Source organism: Variovorax paradoxus EPS (genome assembly GCF_000184745.1).
Classification (GTDB): Bacteria; Pseudomonadota; Gammaproteobacteria; order Burkholderiales; family Burkholderiaceae_C; genus Variovorax; species Variovorax paradoxus_C.
Genome location: NC_014931.1, coordinates 3158525 through 3179142, shown reverse-complemented (window position 1 = coordinate 3179142; position 20618 = coordinate 3158525). Strand labels below are relative to the sequence as shown.

Below are 20618 nucleotides of genomic sequence, written 5' to 3'. Positions count from 1 at the left end.
GAAAGACGCTCTCGCTTTATTTCTGGACAAGGTATTCGGGCGAACCCATCACCAGGAGGACGGCGGCGCAGATGCGGTTGAGCTTCGCGCCATCGCTGCTCGCCGCCGTGAGATTCGGCGTCGCAAGCGCGGTGGTGATGAGGTTGACGGTGGCCGGCTGCAGCTGGTTGCCGGTCAGCACGAGGTTGAGCCGGCGCACCAGCGCGGCCGGGTCGAGCACCAGCGCCTTCTCGGCCGCGTAACTCGCCATCACGTCCTTGTTGTCGAAGCCGTTGGACAGCCTGTTCTGCATGAAATTGAGATAGCCGCCCACGCTGCTTTCGTTGACCAGCTGGAACTCGGGCGCAACCAGCTTGTTGCTCGCCATGGCGGTCGATGGCGGCACATAGCCGGGCCGGAAGAAATTGAAGACCGAGGGCGAGCGCAGAGGGCTCTGGCCGAGCTCAGAGCTGGCGTCTGAGAGGTTTTCGATCTTCCAGGTGTCGGTGGCCGAGGCGATGCCGCAGGTGCGGCCCCATTGCACCAGGCGCAGCATCGGCTCGCGCAGGCGCCCGAAGTTCGGGTCCGAAAGGCCGCCCGGGCCGCGCGCCTCGTCATCCAGCAGGATGGCCGCGAACACGCTCTTCATGTCGCCGCGCACGCCGGTGCCGTTGTTGCCGAAGACATCGGCCACGCGTTTCACGTACGCCAGGCTGGGGTTGCTGGTCACCAGCCGCTGGATCAACTGCTTGCCGATGAAGGGGCCGACGTTCGGGTGGTTGAAAAGCGCATCGAGCGCGATCTTCAGCGCCGCCGGGCCGGGCGTGCCGCCGGGAACGGTGGTGCCGAGAAACTTGGCTTCCAGCATGGAGTGGTTCGCGGCCAGGTAGGCCATGGGACGCGTGGTCCAGTCCTTGGTGTCGAAGGCCCCGCCGCCGCCGGGTGGCTTGAAACCCTCGCGCTCCCCGGTGCGGATGTCGAGCACGTAGCCGGTGAAGACGCGTGCGAGGTTTGTCACGTCGTCCTGCGTGTAGGTGTCCAGCGGCTGGCCGTCGGTGCCGGTCTTTACCGTGCCGTCGGCATTGAGCTGCGACAGGCCGATGGTCATGAGCTGCATGACTTCGCGCGCGTAGTTCTCGTCGGGCTGGCGGCCGCGGCCGTCTTCCTTTCGGTTGTCGCGGGTGTTCAGGTAGAAGCCCATCGCCGGGTTGAGCGTGATGTCTTCCAGCAGCGTGCGGAAGTTGCCGGTGACGCCCGCGACCAGCGTGTCGAAGTACTGGGCCATCATGGCGTGCGGCCAGCTCGAGCCGATCTCATTGGCCGAGACCACGAAGATTTCGCTGAGCGCCAGCGCCATGCGCTTGCGCACCGGGTCGGCCGACACCATCAGCTGGCGCCAGACGGCCGCATCGATCTCGACGGTGTTCCAGGGCTTGCTGTCGATCCATTCCCAGGCCGACTGCGTGCGCGGTGCGCCGAACTGCTCGCTGAGCCACGGCAGGTAGCCCTTGTTGCGCAGGTCGGCGATCTCCGGTTCGGAGGCCGAGAACTGGGCCTGCAGCAGGAAGCGCGCGGCTTCTTCGTCGGTCTTGGCTTGCGTGTAGCGGTACGGGCCCGCGTCCGATCCCGCGCCGAGGCCTGAGCCCGCCCCCGGCAGGCCGCCGATGCCGGCGCCGAATCCGCCTCCAGCGCCTCCGCCGCCACTTCCACCCCCACCCCCGCAGGCCGCGAGCGCGGCCGCGATGGAGAACGTCGCCAACGCCTTCAGGGGCCTGGACGACGCTTCGGTCTCAGCTGTATCTGTTGTTGCCGGCGCATCGACGTACGCCAAATCGTCGGCCACGCTCGCGCAGCCGGCTTCTATCGGTTCCACCATGTTTCCTCGCTCCTGCGGCGTTCTTGCGCCGGGAGCTATCAAGGCAAGTGCCGTGCCCTGTGGATTTCGGTGGTGAGAACCTTTGACAACAGGTCGTCAATCCAATATTTGTGACTTTATGTGACTTTTTCGTCACTTCCGAAACAAAATTGGCAACTCCAACGACCCGCTGGAGCAAGTCTTAAGTTATTGCGCCTTGGGTCGGGACTTCAGTCCTGCTCGTCTTCCCATTCGTAGCCGTTCGGCGGACGGTACGGATAGCCGGGACCGTAGTAGATGCGTCCGGGCGGCGGGCTGTAGATGGGTGCCGGGCGGTAGTACACCGGCGGCGGCGGCCGGTAGTAGACGGGCGGCGCGGGCTGGTAGTAGATCGGTGCCGGGTAGTAAACCGGCGGCGGCGCGTAATACGGCGCCGGATAACCGCCGCCCACATAGCCGGGCGTCCCGATCTGCACCGACCAGTGGCCGCGCGCATCAGCGGCGCCCGCGGCGAGCAACGCACCGGCCGCGATCGCGCCGAGGGTTGCCCATTTGAAAACAGAAGAATGTTGTTTGAGGTTCACAGCGGCTCCAGGGCCAAGGGCGAACAGCGCCCGGCTCACAAGCAACGCCCGATGCAAGCCGCCGGTGCACCTTCTCTCAAGGACTCACCTCGCGGCGCGACAGCATCACCTCGCCGCCGGTCGTGTTGAAGGCGATGGTGGGCGCGCTGAAATCGCTCAGCGGCGCGCCCAGGCCGATTTCGCCGCGGCCGTGCAGCACGCATTCCTCGCGGCGCAGGGCGATCTCGGTGCTCGGCCCGCCGTTGCCGTGAAAGCGCACCCAGGTCCCATAGGTGCTGATGTCGATCAGCACGCAACTGCCCTGGCGCATCTCGATGCGCGCATGCAGCCGCGAGACGCGCGGGTCGTTGACCACGAACTGCGCGTCGTCCACGCGCCCCAGGTGAATCGGCAGCTGCTCGCTGCTGAACATGGAGCGCACGTCGAGCCAGGACAGCTCGATCTGGCCGAACGACGAATCCGGAATCCGCATCGGCGCCAGCGCGGCCGGCACCGTGAGGAAGGAGGTCACGTCCTCTTGCCAGTCGATGCGGTGCACCACCGACATCTCGCTGCGCCCGCGGATATTGATGAGCCCGAGGTCGCGATGCTGCACGCTGCCTTCGCGCAGCTGCGAGATCACCGCATCGGTCACCCAGATCTGCCCGGGGCCGGCGAGGTCGCTCAGCCGCGAGGCGAGATTGACGGCGTCGCCGAAGCAGTCGCCCTCCACCTCGACCACTTCGCCGCTGGCCACGCCGATCTGCAGCGCCATGCGCAAGGGCGCGGGCCAGACCTGAAGGCGCTTCTGGTGGTAGCGCTGGAGCTCGATCACCGCGTGCGTGGCGGCGGCGCCGCTCGAGAAGATGGCGAAGACGCCGTCTCCCAGCGACTTCACCACCCGGCCGCCGTGCGCCTGGCAGACGCCGCCGATCCACTGGGTCAGACGTGTCACCGTCTCGGTGGCGCGCGCATTCCCCATGGCCTCGAAGACCCTCGTGCTCCCCGTCAGGTCCGCGAAAACGACTGTGGCATTGACACCCATACTGGCTTGTACTCGGTAGCGATCGCTGGTTGATTATGGTCAGGAAGCTCTTCAGCCCCTTGCCCGTGTTTTGTCTGACATATGCCGAAAACCGAGCCCGCCAAAAGATGTAGTACTTTTGATATCAAACTTCAATAAGTGCTGAAACTGATACGTAAAGCTTGTTGTTTGCAAACAAGAAACACTGTTTAACACCTTGTGTAACGGCGAACTCAAGCTTAAGGTAGCGGCCGTCCCGGCTTCCGGCAATACGCTATTCGTCACATGGTGCTCTTCCGCCGCATTTTTCGTCTGCTGAATTTGCCCAGTTTCGGTTCCCGCCAGGCGACCGAAAGCCAGTTGGGTCGGATTCGCACGGCCATGCTGTCGGTGCTCCAGGCCCATGGCGGCCATTCGATCCAGCGCGTCAGCCAGCGCGTGCGCTTCGCGGTCGACGTCGAGGCTCTCTGGTATCTGCGGCAGGACGTGATGACCGCGCTGAGCGCCATCGACGGCGAATCCGCCGCCCGCCGCCAGATGAAATCCATCAACAGCATGTTCAAGGGCGGCCTGCCCGGCTCGATGGGTCCGCGCACCCATCAGCGCTTCACCAACAACGGCTGAAGGCGAAGCGGCTTTCGAGGCCGCCGCCAACCCGGGCCGCATTCAGTGCGCGTGCGCGTGGTCATGGTCGTGCGAATGGGCATGCCGATGCCCCCACACGAGGAAGACGTCGCGCCCTTCGGCCGCCATCGCCACCTTCGCCCCCACCGGCAGCAGCACCTTCGTCGGCACATGGCCGAACGGCAGGCCCGTGAGCACCGGCACCTTCTTCAATGACGCGCGGAGGCGATCGACCACCGTGTCCAGGCCGAACCCGCGGTCGTAGCCCGGCACCTTGCGAATGCCGGTGAACTGGCCGAACACGATCGCCTTCTGCTTGCCGAGCACGCCGGCCATCTTCAACTGGTCGAGCATGCGTTCGATGCGGTAGGGGTGCTCGTTCGTGTCCTCTATGAAGAGGACGCCCTTGTCGACCACCGGAAAGTACGGCGTGCCGAGCAGGCTCGTCAGCACACAGAGGTTGCCGCCCCAGAGCACCGCGTCTTCCACCGGCTTGAACTTCAGGTCGGCATCGCGCGCCGGCATGCGCCAGCCGGTGCCTTCGCCCTGCCCGCTCACGAGGTCGTCGAAACAGGCTTCCATGATGTCGTCGGCGCCGGCTTCGGCACCGAAGTCTTCGCCGACCGCGGGGCCTGACCAGGTGACGGCCCCGGTCTTGGCGACCAGCGCGTTCTGCAGCGCGGTGAAGTCGCTGCAGCCGACGAACTCGGTACCTTTTTGGATCGCCTTGGCCACGGCCTTGTACGGAATCTGGTCGAGGATGCGCGTGAGCCCGTAGCCGCCGCGCGCGATGAGCGCGATGTTGGCGCCGCTCGCGGCCGCGCGCGAAATGGCGGCGAGCCGCGTGGCATCGTCGCCCGCAAAACGCTGGTGCACCGAGAGCGCGTCGGGATCGATCTCGACCTCGTGGCCGAGGGCCTGGAGTCGTTTCACGCCGCGCCGGAAGGCGGCCTTGTCGCGGATCGCGCTGGACGGAGAGTAGATGTAGATGTGTTTGGTCACGAGGTCGAGTATCCCATTGCGTTGCGCGCCAAACGCGCGAGCAGCGCGGCCTGCGCTGCCGTCGGACCCGAGGACGAAGCGATCGGTCCGAGCGCGCGCAGCGCGGCTTCGTAGCCGCGGTCGGGGTACGGCGCGCGCCACGCGTCCTTGATGCGCTCGCCGCCATCGGGAGCGGCGATCGTGGCCACGAAACGATCGGCAGCCGCGGCTTGCAGCAACGATGCGAGCTCGCTGGCCGCGACGCTGTGCACCAGCACCACGGGCTGTGGCTGCACGCGGTCCAGCCATTCGAGCAGCACGTCGCGGTGCCACTCGAGCTTGTGCGCGGCTTCGCGCTTGGGCTTGTCGCTCTTGCCGAAGCCGATGAGGTCGGGCACCAGCGTGCGCAAACCTTGAACGCCGACAAGATAGCGGAAGAAGTAACCCCATTCGCCGGGGCCGTGCAGACAAAGGCAAGGCGCGGATTGGCCGTTGCTGCCCACTGCGCCCTCTTCGTCCTCTTCGTCCACGTAATGCAGGCGCCAGCCCTGAAGGCTCGGCAGGTCCTGCACGTAATGCGGTGCGAAGGCGTAGTCGTTCAGCGAAGCGAAGCGTTCGGCCGGCGTGCGCAGCGCGTTGTCGCGCAAGGGCTCGGCTTGTTCGCGCGCCACGCTGCGGCGCTGCTGGAAGAAGCCCTGCAGCACCGCGCTGCATTCCTGTGCGAGCACGCCGCCTTGCACCTGCGTGCGGTGGTTGAGCCGCGGCTCCGCAAAGAGATCGAGCACCGATCCAGCGGCGCCCGTCTTCGGATCGGTCGCGCCGAACACCACCCGCGCCAGCCGCGAATGCAGCATCGCGCCCGCGCACATCGCGCAGGGTTCGAGCGTGACGAAAAGCTCGCAGCCGTCGAGCCGGTAGTTGCCCAGCGCGGAGGCACCGGCGCGCAGCGCGTTGATCTCGGCATGGGCGCTCGGGTCGTGCTGCGCCACGGGTGTGTTGCGACCGGTCGCGATGACCTGGCCGTCTTTCACCAGCACCGCGCCCACCGGCACCTCGCCCGCCTCGGCCGCAAGGCGCGCCTCGGCCAGCGCGAGCGCCATCCAATGCGCGTCGTTTGTCTGCAAGGGCAACTCAGTTGTCATCCGGCATCTTGCGCGCCTGCGCCGCGGCGTCGAGCGCATCCTTCACCTGCTGCTGCACCTGCTGGCTCTGCGTGCGCACATCGGCGGGAGCCTCGCCCGGTGCGGGCGCCGCGGCGCCGGGCACGGAGGGCAACGCGGGCACCACGGTCGTCGTCAGCTGCTTCTTGGCGATCAGACCGACGATCACGAGCGCCAGCACCAACCCGAGCAATCCGAACACACGCATCTCAGCTTCCTTCCGCCACCGGTGCTTCGGCATTCATGCCGAGCCGGTCCATCCACGCCGCCAGCGCCTGCTCGTCCGGCGTGCCGGCGCCGTACATGGCGCGCATGGCCGCATGCGATTCCTTGCGGTGCTGGTTGATCTTGACCTTGCACTGAAGCGCGGTCACCTTCAGTTCGAAGCCGACGATGCCGTTCAGCATCTTGAGCTGGAACTCCTCGCCCAGGTCACGCCATTGCTGGGCATAGGCGGGCTCGTGGTCGCCGATGAGTTTCTTGAGCAGCGCGTCTTTTTCCATGGGCTCCTCGACCAAACGGGCCTCGACCGTGCAATGCACCGCAAGGTAGTTCCATGTCGGCACGCGGGCCAGGTCGGGATAGACCTGGGGCGACAGGTACGAATGCGGCCCGAGGAAAGTAACGACCGCCTGCGGCCGCGCCTGCAGGTAGCGCCAGTGCGGGTTCGGCTTGGCGCAGTGCCCCCACAACACCAGCCCGTCGCCCTCGCCCGGCTCCGCCACCAGCGGCAGGTGCGTGACGAACGGCAGGCCGTCGTTGTCGTTCGAGATCAGGCTCGCGAACGGGTGCGAGCGCATCAACTCCAGCGCGATCGCCGGGTCCTTGGCATTGAACTGCGGGGGCATGTACATGGGTTTTTTCCTCGTGGCGAACCCCGATTGTCCCCGAGCCGACCTATCTTGCGCGCGGTGCTTCCAGGCGCTTGACCATCGCGGTGTAGCCGCGCGCCTTCGCCAACTGCAGCGGCGTGTTGCCCTGGCGGTCGGTCAGCTTCACGCTCGCGCCCGCATCGAGCAACGCGGCCAGCGTGCGCTGGTGGCGCGGCCCGCCGTCGCCGAGCACGATCGATTCGATCAGCGCCGTCCAGTGCAGGTTGTTCACATGGTCGAGTGGCGCGCCGGCCGCAATCAGTCGGCGCACGACTTCGTCATTGCCCAGGTGCGCGGCGGCGATGAGCGCGGTGCCGTCGTAGCGGCTCGTCGTCTGCCCGGGGTGGGCGCCGAGCGACAGCAGCAATGCAAGCGTCGCCGGGTCGTCGGCGACCGATGCAATGGTCACCGCGTCATAGCGGTCGTCCTCGAGCCGGTCGAGGTTCGCGCCCGCCTTGGCGAGCAGCTTGATCGCCTCGCCCTGCCGCGCGTACGTGGCGACATGCAACGGCGTCCGCCCCCTTGCATCGCGGGGATCCAGGTTCGTGCCCAAGGCAATCAACGCCTTCAGCTTCGGCAGATCGCCATGCCAGGCGGCGCGGTGCAGCCCTTCATAGGCCAGCACCTCGGCCGCGAGCGGCGGCACCTGAGCCGACACGCCGGCCGATGCGCCCAGGCCGAGCATGCCAGCCAGAATGAAAGACCAGATACCGCGCTTCATCACATTCAGCCCAGAAGGCCCTTGACCTTCTCGATCGCCGCGTTGGCGCACTGGTCGTCCAGGTGGCCGCCCGGCGCGCCGCCGACGCCCACGGCGCCAATCACTTCGTTGCCCGACTTCACTGGCACGCCGCCGCCCAGCAGCAGGAAGCCCGGCAGGTACACGAGGTTCGCGGCGCCGGGGTTCTTCTGCGCGCCTTCCATCATGGCCTGCGTCGGGCTCTTGGCCGATGCCGAGGTCCAGGCCTTGCGTTCGCTCGAGGCCAGCGTGTGCGGGCCGGCGTTGTCGGCGCGCTGCACGGCACGCACGGTGCCGGCGCGGTCGACCACGGTGGCGGCGACGTTGTAGCCGTTGGCGGCGCAGGCGGCCACGGCTTCGGCGGCGATCTGGTTGGCGAGGGCCAGCGAGATGTTCTTCTCGGTGCGCACGGCGGGAGCCGGCGTCTGGGCTTGTGCAGCCGATGCGGCGAGCAGGACGGCGAGGCAGAGGGTGGAACGCATGGTTTGATTTCTCCAGTGGATGTAGGTGAATGCGCCGGCCACTGTCTGTTGTGGCCGACGGCTGCGCCACTGTAGAAAACGCCGGCCGCCGCGACCATTCGTACGGCTACGCCCGCCGCTCCGTAGAACTACGGAGCGCGCACCTCACGCGTCTGAAGTCACCAGCACCGCATAGCGCCGGATCAGTTGCGCGAGCGAATCGCAGTCCAGCTTCGCGAACAGGTTGGCCCGGTGCGTTTCCACCGTGCGCGGCGACAACGCCAGCGTGCGCGCGATCTCCTTGTTGGTGAGTCCCTGCACGATGAAGGCCAGCACCTCGCGCTCGCGCTCCGAGAGCTGGGCCACCCGCTCGCGCGCGGCATTGTCGGCCTGCGAGCGTTCGCGCGTGCGCACATGCTGGCGCACCGCCTGCTGCAGCGCCTCGAGCAGTTGCTCGTCGTCCACCGGCTTCTCGAGGAACTCGGCCGCGCCGGCCTTGAAGGCACGGCGGCACATCTCGACCGTGCCGTGGCCGGTCAGCATGATCACCGGCTGGTCGACGCCCTGCGCCATCAGCCGGTCGAGCACCGTGAGCCCGCTGATGCCGGGCATGCGCACGTCCAGCACGATGGCGCCGACGCTCGCGCGGTCGAAGCCGTCGATGAAAGCCTGCGGATCGGCCCAGCCCTGCACGCGCAGGCCGACCGTGCCGATGAGCAGCGAGAGGCCGTCGCGCACCGCCTGGTCGTCGTCGATCAGGTGGATCAGCGGGGACTGGGGTTGCTGGGTGATCGAGTTGTTCATGTCGATTGCGCCACCAGCGGCAGCAGCAAGGTGAAGCGCGCGCCGCGCGGCGCCGCATGGGCCGCCGTCAGGCTGCCGCCCATGCCGCTCGCCAGCGTCTCACTGAGGCTCAGGCCCAAGCCGAGGCCGCCCTCCCGCGTGCTGAAGAACGGCTCGAAGAGCCGCGGCATCGCCTCGGGCGAGATGCCGCGGCCGTTGTCGGTCACCGTCAACACGCCCTCCTGCCCATTGCGCCCGACCGACACCACCAGCCGACGTTCAGCCGCGGGCACGAGGTCCAGCGCCTGCAGCGCGTTCATCAGCAGGTTGTGAACGATCTGCTCCAGCGCCACTGCCTCGGCCTGCACGCGCACCGGCGCCTGCGCGCCCGCATCGAACTGGGCCGCGACGCCGCGCTGCGCGAACTCGGGCGCGAGCAGGTGCATCGCGCTTCGCACCACCTCCTGCAGCACCAGCGGCTTCACGTCGCCGCCGGCCTCGGGCCGTTCGATCACGCGGCGCAAACGACCGACCACATCGGCCGCGCGGCGGGCCTGCACCACGGCTTGGCCCATCGCATCGCGGGCGGTGGCGAGGTCGGGCGGATCGTCGTCGAGCAGGCGGCGCGCGGCCTGAGCATTGGCCAGCACGGCCGTGAGCGGCTGGTTGAGTTCATGCGCCAGGCCCGCCGACAGCTCGCCCAATGCATTGAGCCGCGCGACCTGTCCGAGCCGCAGCAGCTCTTCGGCCCGACGGCGTGCGATGCGCTGCCGCTGCGCCATCCGCAAGCCGGCCATCAACACCGCCATCGCCACGGCCCATCCAGCGATGCTGCGCCACGGCAGTTCGCCCCAGCCGACCTGCCGCTCTGCCACCAGCTCGAACGGCTGGCTCGGCGACGCGAGCGCCTTGGTGAGACCGAAGCGCCAGCCGCCTTCGCCCATGCGACCGGGCTGCAACACCAGTTGTAGCCCATCGCGTTGCAGGCTCACACGCACCGGGCTCGTCTGTGGATTCATCGACCAGTCGCGCCACGGCACGGAGCCGGCCAGGTCGATTTCGAGCGCATAGCTCAAGGGCGTGGCGCCGATCACGAGCTGGTAGCGGCCGTGCGCGAGATCGAGCGATGCGAGTTCTGCGCGCTGCTGGCTGCGCGACCGGGCCTCTGCGGCAGCCAGCGCGTCCGCCTGCTTTTGATCGGGCCATGCCTCGTCGCGCGCCCGCCGCTGCACCTTCAGGATCGACGCGTACACCGACGGCAACCGCTGCTCCGGCTGCCCCGCATCGGCGCCGGGCTCCAGCAGCGCGAGCGTGGCGAGCACCGCGTCGTACTGCACCACCTGCTGGCTCATGAGCCGGTGCGCGATGCGCGCGTCCGTCTCGAAGTCCTGCTGCAGTTGCACGAGTTCCGCGCGCGCCAGCCACACCGCGCCCGCGGCCGTGAGGACCAGCCAGGCCAGCCACCAACCACCCTGCGAGCGCAACCACTGTTTCATGGCGCGGATTGTGCCCGCCGCTGCGAGGCCGCTCTGTGTTGGCCGAGAATGCGGCCCCAGCATGAGCGAAGTACAGGACTCTCTTTTCCCCGATCTGCCGCGCCCGCTGGAGGCGCCCGCGGCCGCACCGCCATCCGAGGCCGAGCCGCCCGCGAAGAAGAAATCGCGCGGCGGCGCCACCGTCGCTCCCGCGCTCACCGATCCGGCGCTTGTCGAATTGGCGGCCGCCCTTCCACAGGAACTGCGCCTGGGCACCTCGTCATGGAGCTATCCCGGCTGGGCCAACCTCGTGTGGGACGGCGAGTACGCCGAGACAGTGCTCTCGAAGAACGGCCTCTCCGCGCTGGCGCAGCACCCGCTGTTTCGTACCGTGAGCCTGGACCGCAACTTCTACCGCGCCCTCACCGCGAGCCAGTACGCGCGCTACGCGGCGATGGTGCCCGCCGACTTCCGCTTCGTGGTGAAGGCACCAAGCCTCGTGACCGACGCCACCGTGCGCGACGAAAGCGGCCGCGGCACGCAGGTCAACCCCGTGTTCCTCAACAGCGAGATCGCGATCCAGGAATTCGTGCAGCCCGCACTCGAAGGCCTGGGTGACCGCATCGGCGCGCTGGTGTTCCAGCTGAGCCCGATCCCTTCGCAACTGCTCGCCGACCAGCCAGCCTTGCTCACGCGCATCGGCGAAATGCTCGAAGCACTGCCCGGCCTGAAGCAGACCGCGCCCGATGCCGTCATCGCCGTCGAGGTGCGCGACCCGCAACTGCTGTGCCCCGCCTTCGCCGACATGCTGCGCAGCGTAGGCGCGACCTTCTGCATGGGCCTGCACGCCAAGATGCCACCGATCGAAGACCAGTTGCCGATGCTGCGCGCCCTGTGGCCCGGGCCGCTCGTGTGCCGCTGGAACCTGCACCGCCGGCACGGCCGCTTCGGTTATGAAGATGCCGAAAAACTCTACGGCCCGTTCGATAAGATCGTCGACCCCGACCCCGAGACGCGCGCGGCCCTCGCCAAGGTGATTGCCGGCACCACGCGCGCGGGCCAGAACGCCTTCGTCACCGTGAGCAACAACGCCGAGGGCTGCGCCCCGCTGACGATTGCCTCGCTCGCGCGGGACATCGTCGATCTGCCATCGCGCTAGAGGAAGAGCGCGCTACGCGGCGTCGCGCGCGGCGACCGTCATCTCCAGCTCGACACTCGCATTCTTCGGCAACTGATACACGCCCACCGCAGTCCGCACATGCACGCCGGCATCGCCGAAAACGCGGTGCAGCAGATCGGACGCCGCATCGGCCACTTCGCTTTGCTGCGTGAACTCGGCCGTGCATTGAATGAACACGCCCACGCGCAGCACCTTCTCGACACCGTCGAGTGAACCGAGCTCGCGGCGCAGCAGCGTGAGGCAGCGCAGCGCGCAGATCTGCGCGCCCTCGCGCGCCTTCTCCAGCGACACCACGTCGCCCACGCGGCCCGTGACGACCACCGTGGTGCCCACGCGCGGCACCTGCCCGCTGGTGTAGAGCGTGCGGCCGTCGCGCACGATCGGCACATAGTGCCCCCCCGCAAGCATTTCCCCGGCGAAGCTGTGGCCCAGCTCGGCGGCAATCTGATCGGCAATCTGGTCTCGGCTTTGCGCTGTCGTCATATGTGTTCCATGAAACGGGGGGCCATTGTCGCCACCCGAGCGCAGGGAGAACAGATACAGATGGCGTGGCCCGGAGGCGGAACAGATGCCCGCTACGCCTCGAACGCCAGGAACACGCGCCCGCCTTCGATCTTCACCGGATAGCTGCGGAGGTCCTCCGTGAGCGGCGCGCACATCGCCTTGCCCGTGCGCACGTCGAAACGCCCCTGGTGCAGCGGGCATTCGATCTCGTGGCCTTCGAGAAAGCCGTCGCACAGCCGCGCATGCCCGTGCGTGCAGATGTTGTCGGTCGCGTGGATGCCGTCTTCGGTGCCGTAGAGGGCGATGTCGCGGCCCTGCACCTCGATGCCCACCACGTCGTCGGCGGGAATGTCGTCGACCGCTGCGGCATCGACCCAAGTCATCGTGCTCATGTCTTTTTTCCTTCGCTCTTCAGTTGTCGGGCTTGAGGCCGGCGCGCTGGATCACCGGCTTCCAGCGGACCAGTTCCTCGCCCATGAACTTCGCCAGCGCCTCGGGCGTGCTGCCCACGGGGTCGAAGTACGCGGTCTGCAGGCGCTTCTTCGTCTCGGGGTCCTGCAGCACGGCCGCAATCTCGCGGCTCATGCGCTGCACCACCTCGTTGGGTGTGCCCTTGGGCGCCATGTACGCGAACCACGGCACGGCCTGGATGTCGGGCAGACCCGATTCGCGCAGCGTGGGCAGCTCGGGCAACAGGGCCGAGCGTTCGGCCGACGTCACGGCCAGCGCTTTGAGCCGGCCGGCCTTGGCCTGCGGCATCACGGTGACCGGCGGCAAGCACGCGTACTGCACATCGTCCTGGATGATCGCGGTGACCGCCTGCCCCGACGACGCGTACGGAATATGCACCGCGAACGAATTCGTCTTGAGCTTGATGAGTTCCACGCCCAGGTGCGAGATCGAGCCGTTGCCCGTCGAGGCGAAGTTGAACTTGCCCGGGTTCTGCTTCATCGCCGCGAGCCAGCCTTTCACCGAATCGACGTTCATCGAGTTGGAGACCGCGCACACATTGGGCGTGGTCGCCGCGAGCGACACCGGCACGAGGTCCTTGAACGGGTCGTAGGGCAGGTTCTTGTAGAGCACCGTGTTGTAGACGAGCGGCGCATTCACCGATAGCAGGAAGGTGTAGCCGTCCGGCTGCGACTTGCTCGCCTGGTCGGTGCCGGTGTTGCCGCCCGCGCCGGGCTTGTTATCGACGATGAGCGGCTGGCCGATGCGCGCGGCGAGCTTGTCGTTGACGATGCGCGCGAGGATGTCGGGTGACGAGCCGGCCGCGAACGGCACGACGATGCGCACGGGGCGCTGCGGCCAGTCCTGTGCGTGGGCCGCGGCGGCCACGGCCACGATGGCGAAAACGACGGCGCGCTTCACGGCTTCGCCTCCACATCGACCATGCCTTGATGGTCCCGCTGCTCGCGCGCGATGAAGCCCGCGATCAGCGCGCGGTACGCCGCCTCGACCACCTCGGGATAAGCGCCCTCCTTCTCGGCCAGCGCCCGCACCTTGTCGATCACCTCCTGCTGGCGCTGCGGCGCCGACACCTGGAAGGCATCGCGCTTGAAGCGCGCCGCGTCCTTCACATAACGGCCGCGCTCGGCCAGCAGCGCGACGATCTGGCGATCGAGCCGGTCGATGTTCTCGCGCACCCCGGCGAGGTTGTCGCACAGCGGCTGGTAGGCCGGATCGGTGAAGCGGCGCAGCGGTGCGCCGTGTGTCTCGGGTTCTTTTTGCATGTTCGCTGTCTCTCGTTGCTCAATGGTCTGTTCTGGAATACCGCGGAACCGGCTTTGCCGGGCCGCTGGTATTGCCCCCGGTAGGGGGTTGGAGGCCACACGAAGTGGGCAAGCCTGGGGGTGAGCCTTATATCGGGTAGATGATGGAGTTCGGGATCATTTCGCTGTCGAACACACAGAGGCGCGAGGCGAACTTCAGGCCTTCGGGCGTGGGCACGACCTTGTCGATATAGCGGCCGACGTTGAACACGGTCGAGGGGCCGTCGAGCTTCGTGCGGAACACCGCGTAGTTGGCTTCGCTGTGGATCGCACCGTCGTCATCGACCTTGTGCACCACCGGCAGGCCGACGACGTGGCGCTGGTAATACGGGTCGTGGAACAGCGTCTCCTGGATGCCGTACACGCGGTCTTCGAGCATGCCCCGGCTCTCGAACGACAGCGTGGCCAGCGGCAGATTGCGCTCGTGGTTCTCGCGCGGCTGCAGGCGGTAGCTGCATTCCTCGATGAAGAACGCGGGCCACAGGTCCCACTTGCCCGAATCGACCGCATGCGCATAGGCCGCATAGAGACCAGCCAGCTCGAGATAGGCGTTGGCATCGAGCTTCTTCTTCATGCCGCCTCCATCACTTCGCGCCAATAGCGGTACATGCCGCGGATCAGCGTCTCGGTCACCATGTGGTCGGTGTTCTCGACCTCGCGGCCGCCCAGTTCGGCGAGCGTGCGGTGATAGGGCTTCTGCTCGAAGCCCTGCTGCGAGAACTCGATCACCTCGCCGTCATCGGCCGAGACGAAGCCCGCCGGGCCGAACAGGTTGGCCTGGCGCAGGCGCCGCTGCGTCATCTCTTCGGTGTCGTCCTCGAAACCGAAATGCGTCCACACGAAATCGAAGGCGTCGTGCCCCACCGGCTGGATGTGCCGCGTCGACACGCTGTTGACCTGCTGCTGCAGGATGAGGCTCGGAAACAGCGTCATCATCACGGCAGTCGGCCCGCCCCACCAGGGCTCGGGCACGATGTCCAGGAAGCGCGGGTCCTTCAGCTGCATGCTCTCCTTGAAGCTGGAGACCTGCGTCACCTGCGCGGCCTTGCCCGCGTTGCCGCGCGTGGAAATCATCGCGGCATGGCGGCTGCGCGCATCCATCTTGAGCTCCGACTTGTTGTCGGCGCGCCAGAGCCCGAAGGTCACGAACCAGGTGTGCAAGAGGCCCGGGTGGTACGGGTCCTTGATGTTCTCCTGCATCAGCTTCCAGTTGCCCGGAATGCGCTGGCGGCTGTAACCGAGGATGGTGAGCTTGCGGCCGTCGAAGAGGCGGTCGAAGTAGTGAAGGATGTCGGGGCCGAGGAAGTCTTCGAACGACTCGACGTCATGGTCGAACGACGCGAACACCACGCCGCCGCGCGAGGCCACCTTGAGCTTGTTGAGCCCGTGCTCCTCGGTCTTGAAGTCCGCGGGCATGCCGCCGTGGACCTTGCCGTCCTGCTTCACGCCGCGTCGGAACGGCACGCCCTGCAGGTCGCCCTTGAGCGTGTAATTCCACTGGTGGTACGGGCAGACGAATTCTTTCTTGTTGCCGTGGCGCTCGCGGCAGAACTGCATGCCACGGTGCGCGCAGACGTTCTCGAACACATGGATCGCGCCCTCCTCGTCGCGCGACATGACGACCGAGCGCTCACCGATGGCGGTGCGCTTGAAATCGCCCGGGTTCGGAATCTCCGCTTCGAGGCCGACGTAGCACCAGTGCTTCTCGTAGAAGAAGCGCTGCAGCTCCTTCTTGTGCAGCGCCTCGTCGGTGTAGGCCATGAAGGGAATGCGGCTGGTCTTGTCGTTCTCCCATCGAAGCTCGATGGGGAACACGGGTTGCGTGGTCATCGCGGGTCTCCTTGTCTTCTGGATTCTTCAGGTGCCTTGCAGGTAGAAGGCATCGGCATGGGTCTGCTCGGGCGCGAGGCCGCGGGCGCGCACAAGCTGCGTCACCGCCTCGACCATCGGCGGCGAGCCGCAGAGGTACGCGCGCCAGCCATCGAGGCTGCCGGGCCAGTCGGCGCGGATGGCATCGGTGATGAGGCCCAGGCGCTGGCCTTCGCGCGCGAGGCCGGTGACGACGACCACGTGCACCTTCAGGCCCGGGTGTTGAGCCTGCAGTTCGCGCAGTTCGTCGAGCCCGTACACGTCCGCATCGGAACGCACACCGAGGTACAGATGGATCGGCTGCATCAGCCCACTCGCGATAGCACCGCGCACGATGGAAAGGATCGGCGCGAGCCCGGTGCCGCCGGCTGCACAGAGCATCGGCCCGCGGTGCTTCGTGCGCAGGTAGGCCGTGCCAAGCGGACCGCTCACGCGCACCGAATCTCCGACGCGCAACTGCTCGAAGATGTGCGCCGTCACGCGCCCACCAGGCACCTTGCGCACGTGGAACTCAAGCTCCGCATCGCGGCTCAGGCCGGCCATCGAATACGGCCGCGCGAGATCGGGCGCGAGCTGCAGTTGCGCGTACTGCCCGGGAGAAAACTCCAGCGGCTTGTTCGGCTTGAGCCGCAGGCGCCGGATGTCGTGCGTGAGCACGTCGATGCCCGTCACCGTCGCCTTCAGGATGCGCGCCGGATGCACCACCACCTCGTCGGGTTCGGGGATCTCGATGGTGCAGCTTTCGGTCAGCGTGCTCTGGCAGGCCAGCACATACCGCTCGCCCTGCCCGTCTGGGCGGACCGCGTCTTGCCCCGCGTCGAGCACCTGGCCCGACACCACCTTGCAGCGGCAGGTGCCGCAGCGCCCCGACATGCAGCTGTACGACACCGGCACATGGTGCTCGCGCAGCACTTCCAGCAGGTTCGCGCCGGGGCGAACCTGGAGGGTGCGAGCAAGGGGGTGAATGTGCAGGTCCATCGCGGGGCTCTCTTTTTGCGCCGGCATCGTGGACCGGCTTGTCTCTTGAGGACGGATGATGCGTGGCCCGTGCAGATTGACCAATAGAATTTGGTGAATCGACTCCATCACCGATGTGAATAAAGGTCCGGCATGCAACTCAAGGACATCGACCTCAACCTCTTGCTGGTGTTCGACCGGATGCTGGCCGAGAAGCGCGTCTCGGCGGTGGCCGAATCGCTCGGGCTTTCGCAGCCCGCCATCAGCAATGCGCTGGCGCGCTTGCGCAAGCTGCTGGGCGACGAGCTGTTCCTGCGCACCGCGCGCGGCATGGAGCCGACGCCCTTCGCGCTGCAGCTGGCAGAGCCGGTCGCCTATGCCATGGGCGCGCTGCACACCGCGCTCAATCAGCAGGTGGTGTTCGACCCCGCCACGAGCACCCGCAGCTTCACGCTCGCGATGACCGACATCGGCGAGATCTACTTCACGCCCCGATTGATGGAAGCGCTGTCGGCCACCGCGCCGGGCGTGACGATCAGCACGCTGCGCAACAACACTGCGACGAACCTGCGCGACGAGCTCGAAGCCGGGCATGTGGACATCGCCATCGGCCTCCTCCCTCAGCTGAAGGCGGGCGTGTTCCAGCGCCGGCTGTTCCTGCAGCGCTACGTATGCCTCTTCTCAGGCACGCATCCGCTCGCGCGCAAGCGCAGCGTGTCGCTCAAGGACTTCAGCGCCGCCGACCACGTGCTGGTGCAGGCCGCCGGCACGGGCCACGGCAAGGCCGACGACGTGATGGCCGCGCAGGGCATCCACCGCCGAATCCGCCTGAAGGTGCCGCACTTCGTGGCGATCGGCCACATCCTGCGTTCGAGCGGAATGATCGCGACCGTGCCCGAGCGGTTGGCGCAAAGCATCGCCGAGCCCTTCGGTCTCGTGTGGCGCCCTCACCCGGTGGCGCTGCCGCAGATCGCGATCAACCTGTTCTGGCACGCGAAGGTGCACCGCGATCCCGGGAATCAGTGGCTGCGCGGGTTGCTGTTCGACAGCTTTGCGGACAAGGACTAGCTGCCCGGCATTGGCGAGCGGCGCGCCAACTGGTCGACCGCGGCCACGGCCGTGTCGGCGCGATAGTCGACCGCTCATGCGGGCCAGCGCCCCAGCACTTCGTGGAGGCCTTCGCCGACATGGCTGTCGATGAGCGCGAAGGAACCCGCGGTCCAGCGCACCGGCTCGATGGCGTGCTTCTCGACCTTGCGCCGCGTGTACGCGAGGGTCATGTGCGGCGTGAAGCTGCGGTCGGGCTTGAGCCCCGCATCGGCCAGCGCTTCGCCCAGGCGCTGCCTGAAATCCGCCAGCGCGGCGGTGCCCTCTTCGCCGCACAGCACGAAGGCCTTGCTGTTCGCATAGGTCATGGCGTGGTCGAAGACGACGTCGAACGAAGGCGGCGCCACTGCAGCGGCCGCTTCGAGTGCCGCCTGCACCTTCTTGCACGGCACCGTGTCGTAGCCGCCGAGATCGTGCAGCGTGACATGCAGGCGATGCGCCTCGCTCAGCGTTCCCTTCAGCGCATGCCGGTCGTTGAGTTGCGCACCGAGCGCCGCAAGCGATGCTGCGTCCTCGGCACTCGGAAAGATCGCGAAGAAGAGCGTGTGCGGCAGCGGCTCCTTGCGGCGTGCCTTGGTTCGGGGTCGCGGCAGGGGCCGCGGCGGGGGATCGATTCCGGGAAGAAGAAGCTGTTCTGACATGCGTCGATCATCGCGCACGGGCTGCGCTCTTCACGAGTCCTCCGGCAACGGCGAAGGCCAGCGAACAGCCTGGTTGTCGAGATCGATCAGTCTTCATCCAGCGCCTGGAACCGATCCGCAAGAAAGTCCACCAGCGCCCGCACCGCCGGCAGCAGTCCGCGGCGCGAAGCGAACACCACGTGGATGATTTCGCGCTCCGGCGCCCAGCCCGGAATCACTCGGACCAGCTCGCCGCGCTCGATCTGCTCGCGCACCATCATCGAGGGCAACTGCGCCACGCCCACGCCGGCAATGGCGGCCGCGCGCAGGGCCAGCATGCCGCGCGTGATGAGGCGCGGCTGGTGGCGGATGGCCGCCTGCGTGCCGTCCGGTCCGATCAGGTTCCACACGTGCTCGTGCGCCGGCAGACCCAGGTCCATGCTCGGCAGGCCCGCCAGATCGGCGGGCACCTCGGGGACACCGTTCGCCAGCAGGCGCGGGCTGGCCACGAGGCATTGCCCACGCTCGGCGAGCACGCGCATCACGAGATCGCTGTCCTCGATGGGCGGCGGGCGCACGCGGATGGCCACGTCGATGCCCTCGCCCACCACGTCCACGCGGCGGTTGGTTTCTTCCAGATGAATCTCCACGCGCGGATTCGCGACCATGAACGCCGCCAGCATGTCGGCGATGCGCGCATCGAGCAGCGCCACCGGGCAGGTCATGCGCACGATGCCGCAGGGCTCGGCGTGGGTCAGCGCGATGGCTTCGTCGGCGGCATCGGCCTCCACCAGCATCGCCTTGCAGTGGCCGTAGTAGGTCTGGCCGGTCTCGGTGACGGCGAAGCGCCGCGTGGAGCGCTGGATCAGGCGCGTGCCCAGGCGCTCTTCCAGCAGTGCGATGCGCCGGCTGAGCTTGGATTTGGGCATGCCCAGCGCGCGCCCGGCCGGCGCGAAGCCGCGGTGGTCCACCACTTGCACGAAGTAGTACAGGTCGTTCAGGTCTTTCATCGCAAACCGCCCTCATCGTTCCTTGAATAGGACTCTGATGGCGAATAGTGCCCACTACTGCCTTCATCGTTCGGCCCATATTCTCTATCCATCGGCCAGGAGCTTCCTTCTGGCGACGCAAAGGAGATGAACATGAAGAAAGTCCTCGGTGTCTACAGCGCTCCCCGTCCGCACTGGGTGGGCGACGGTTTTCCGGTGCGCTCGCTGTTCGGCTACGAGGGCCTCGGCAAGCACCTGAGCCCGTTCCTGCTGCTCGACCACGCGGCACCGACACCCTTCGAGCCGACGGTGCGCCCGCGCGGCGTCGGCCAGCATCCGCACCGCGGTTTCGAGACCGTGACCATCGTCTACCAGGGCGAGGTGGAACATAAGGATTCCACCGGCGCGGGCGGGCTGATCGGCCCCGGCGACGTGCAGTGGATGACCGCCGGCGGCGGCATCCTGCACGAGGAGTTCCACTCGCGCGGCTTCACCGAACGAGGCGGCACCATCGAGATGGTGCAGCTCTGGGTGAACCTGCCCGCGAAGGACAAGATGGCCGAGCCGGGCTACCAGACCCTGCTGGATGCGCAGATCCCGTCGGTGGACCTGCCCGAAGGCGCGGGCCGGGTGCGCGTGATTGCCGGGGAATTCGACGGGCATCGCGGCCCGGCGCAAACCTTCACCGCGATGGACGTGTGGGACCTGCGCATCGGCCAGGGCGGCATCGGCCGGTTCGACGCGAAGGAAGGCCATACGCTGGCGCTGGTCGTCCTGCACGGCACGGTGCTGGTCAACGGCACGACCGTTGCGCGCGAAGGGCAACTGGTGCACCTGGACCGCGCCGGCAGCGGCGTGGAGATCGAGGCCAACAGCGATGCGACCGTGCTGTGGCTGTCGGGCGAGCCGATCGACGAGCCCGTGGTGGGGTATGGCCCGTTCGTGATGAACAGCGAGGCCGAGATCCGCCAGGCCGTGGCTGACTTCAACAGCGGCCGCTTCGGGCGGATGGCTGCCTGAGCGTTCGGAGGCCTCCTGCAGCGGAGGCCTCCTTGTTTGCTCAGCACATGACGTTGTCCAGCGCCAACCCACTCCGGATCAGAC

24 protein-coding genes are annotated in these 20618 nt (G+C 67.3%); 4 read left to right on the top strand and 20 right to left on the bottom strand.

Annotated elements, in window-relative coordinates:
* Positions 1–16: 16 nt before the first annotated feature.
* The 3 genes from VARPA_RS14730 to VARPA_RS14720 all read right to left on the bottom strand — a co-directional run bounded on the left by VARPA_RS14730 (position 17) and on the right by VARPA_RS14720 (position 3442).
* Complete coding sequence (locus VARPA_RS14730; RefSeq protein WP_013541369.1) at positions 17–1855, bottom strand: DUF1800 domain-containing protein; 1839 nt, start codon at positions 1853–1855, stop codon at positions 17–19.
* 209 nt (positions 1856–2064) lie between these two features.
* Positions 2065–2418, bottom strand: coding sequence for a hypothetical protein (locus VARPA_RS14725; RefSeq protein WP_013541368.1), 354 nt, complete (start codon positions 2416–2418; stop codon positions 2065–2067).
* A 76-nt stretch (positions 2419–2494) separates the two neighbouring features.
* The gene (locus VARPA_RS14720; RefSeq protein ID WP_013541367.1) at positions 2495–3442 is read right to left on the bottom strand and encodes an adenylate/guanylate cyclase domain-containing protein; all 948 of its coding nucleotides are present in this window, start codon (positions 3440–3442) and stop codon (positions 2495–2497) included.
* A gap of 264 nt (positions 3443–3706) precedes the next feature.
* Between VARPA_RS14720 and VARPA_RS14715 the strand changes: the two genes are divergently transcribed.
* Positions 3707–4045: a hypothetical protein gene (locus VARPA_RS14715; protein WP_013541366.1), complete on the top strand. Its 339-nt coding sequence runs from the start codon at positions 3707–3709 to the stop codon at positions 4043–4045.
* 42 nt (positions 4046–4087) lie between these two features.
* Here the strand turns inward: VARPA_RS14715 and VARPA_RS14710 are convergent, their stop codons facing one another.
* From VARPA_RS14710 to VARPA_RS14675, 8 genes are all read right to left on the bottom strand, one after another.
* Positions 4088–5047, bottom strand: a complete 960-nt coding sequence (locus VARPA_RS14710) for an LD-carboxypeptidase (RefSeq protein ID WP_013541365.1) — start codon at positions 5045–5047, stop codon at positions 4088–4090.
* On the bottom strand, positions 5044–6168 hold the full coding sequence (tadA, locus tag VARPA_RS14705) for a tRNA adenosine(34) deaminase TadA (protein WP_041942908.1): 1125 nt from the start codon (positions 6166–6168) through the stop codon (positions 5044–5046). Before tadA ends, VARPA_RS14710 begins: the two co-directional genes overlap by 4 nt.
* Positions 6158–6394 (bottom strand): hypothetical protein, encoded by a 237-nt coding sequence (locus VARPA_RS14700; RefSeq protein ID WP_013541363.1) that lies wholly within the window; start codon positions 6392–6394, stop codon positions 6158–6160. Before VARPA_RS14700 ends, tadA begins: the two co-directional genes overlap by 11 nt.
* Position 6395: 1 nt before the next feature.
* Positions 6396–7040 (bottom strand): FMN-binding negative transcriptional regulator, encoded by a 645-nt coding sequence (locus VARPA_RS14695; protein WP_013541362.1) that lies wholly within the window; start codon positions 7038–7040, stop codon positions 6396–6398.
* Positions 7041–7083: 43 nt separating this feature from the next.
* Positions 7084–7782, bottom strand: a complete 699-nt coding sequence (locus VARPA_RS14690; RefSeq protein ID WP_041942907.1) for an ankyrin repeat domain-containing protein — start codon at positions 7780–7782, stop codon at positions 7084–7086.
* A 2-nt stretch (positions 7783–7784) separates the two neighbouring features.
* On the bottom strand, positions 7785–8279 hold the full coding sequence (locus VARPA_RS14685) for a GlcG/HbpS family heme-binding protein (RefSeq protein WP_013541360.1): 495 nt from the start codon (positions 8277–8279) through the stop codon (positions 7785–7787).
* A 144-nt stretch (positions 8280–8423) separates the two neighbouring features.
* Positions 8424–9062, bottom strand: coding sequence for a response regulator transcription factor (locus tag VARPA_RS14680; RefSeq protein WP_013541359.1), 639 nt, complete (start codon positions 9060–9062; stop codon positions 8424–8426).
* The gene (locus VARPA_RS14675) at positions 9059–10537 is read right to left on the bottom strand and encodes a sensor histidine kinase (RefSeq protein ID WP_013541358.1); all 1479 of its coding nucleotides are present in this window, start codon (positions 10535–10537) and stop codon (positions 9059–9061) included. Before VARPA_RS14675 ends, VARPA_RS14680 begins: the two co-directional genes overlap by 4 nt.
* A 61-nt stretch (positions 10538–10598) precedes the next feature.
* Between VARPA_RS14675 and VARPA_RS14670 the strand changes: the two genes are divergently transcribed.
* A complete protein-coding gene (locus VARPA_RS14670; RefSeq protein ID WP_013541357.1) occupies positions 10599–11675 on the top strand; it encodes a DUF72 domain-containing protein in 1077 nt (358 codons plus the stop codon).
* A 12-nt stretch (positions 11676–11687) separates the two neighbouring features.
* Here VARPA_RS14670 and VARPA_RS14665 read toward each other — a convergent pair whose 3' ends face one another.
* The 7 genes from VARPA_RS14665 to VARPA_RS14635 form a co-directional block, all read right to left on the bottom strand.
* The gene (locus VARPA_RS14665; protein ID WP_013541356.1) at positions 11688–12179 is read right to left on the bottom strand and encodes a RidA family protein; all 492 of its coding nucleotides are present in this window, start codon (positions 12177–12179) and stop codon (positions 11688–11690) included.
* Positions 12180–12271: 92 nt separating this feature from the next.
* Complete coding sequence (locus VARPA_RS14660) at positions 12272–12592, bottom strand: non-heme iron oxygenase ferredoxin subunit (RefSeq protein ID WP_013541355.1); 321 nt, start codon at positions 12590–12592, stop codon at positions 12272–12274.
* Between the two features lie 19 nt (positions 12593–12611).
* The gene (locus tag VARPA_RS14655) at positions 12612–13571 is read right to left on the bottom strand and encodes a Bug family tripartite tricarboxylate transporter substrate binding protein (RefSeq protein ID WP_013541354.1); all 960 of its coding nucleotides are present in this window, start codon (positions 13569–13571) and stop codon (positions 12612–12614) included.
* Positions 13568–13933: a chorismate mutase gene (locus tag VARPA_RS14650; RefSeq protein WP_013541353.1), complete on the bottom strand. Its 366-nt coding sequence runs from the start codon at positions 13931–13933 to the stop codon at positions 13568–13570. The genes VARPA_RS14655 and VARPA_RS14650 overlap by 4 nt, the downstream gene beginning before the upstream one ends.
* 127 nt (positions 13934–14060) lie before the next feature.
* Entirely contained in the window at positions 14061–14546 is a 486-nt protein-coding gene (locus VARPA_RS14645) for an aromatic-ring-hydroxylating dioxygenase subunit beta (protein WP_013541352.1), read from the bottom strand.
* The gene (locus VARPA_RS14640; protein WP_013541351.1) at positions 14543–15802 is read right to left on the bottom strand and encodes an aromatic ring-hydroxylating dioxygenase subunit alpha; all 1260 of its coding nucleotides are present in this window, start codon (positions 15800–15802) and stop codon (positions 14543–14545) included. The genes VARPA_RS14645 and VARPA_RS14640 overlap by 4 nt, the downstream gene beginning before the upstream one ends.
* Positions 15803–15829: 27 nt before the next feature.
* Positions 15830–16819 (bottom strand): 2Fe-2S iron-sulfur cluster-binding protein, encoded by a 990-nt coding sequence (locus tag VARPA_RS14635; RefSeq protein WP_041942906.1) that lies wholly within the window; start codon positions 16817–16819, stop codon positions 15830–15832.
* Positions 16820–16951: 132 nt separating this feature from the next.
* On the opposite strand from VARPA_RS14635, the gene VARPA_RS14630 reads away from it, so the two are divergent.
* A complete protein-coding gene (locus tag VARPA_RS14630) occupies positions 16952–17866 on the top strand; it encodes a LysR family transcriptional regulator (RefSeq protein ID WP_013541349.1) in 915 nt (304 codons plus the stop codon).
* A 74-nt stretch (positions 17867–17940) separates the two neighbouring features.
* On the opposite strand, the gene VARPA_RS14625 is transcribed toward VARPA_RS14630, so the two are convergent.
* Together VARPA_RS14625 and VARPA_RS14620 are read right to left on the bottom strand one after the other, a co-directional pair.
* Complete coding sequence (locus tag VARPA_RS14625; protein ID WP_013541348.1) at positions 17941–18546, bottom strand: 2'-5' RNA ligase family protein; 606 nt, start codon at positions 18544–18546, stop codon at positions 17941–17943.
* 86 nt (positions 18547–18632) lie between these two features.
* Positions 18633–19535, bottom strand: coding sequence for a LysR family transcriptional regulator (locus VARPA_RS14620; RefSeq protein ID WP_013541347.1), 903 nt, complete (start codon positions 19533–19535; stop codon positions 18633–18635).
* A gap of 132 nt (positions 19536–19667) precedes the next feature.
* Between VARPA_RS14620 and VARPA_RS14615 the strand changes: the two genes are divergently transcribed.
* Positions 19668–20534, top strand: a complete 867-nt coding sequence (locus VARPA_RS14615) for a pirin family protein (protein ID WP_013541346.1) — start codon at positions 19668–19670, stop codon at positions 20532–20534.
* Positions 20535–20618 lie beyond the last annotated feature (84 nt).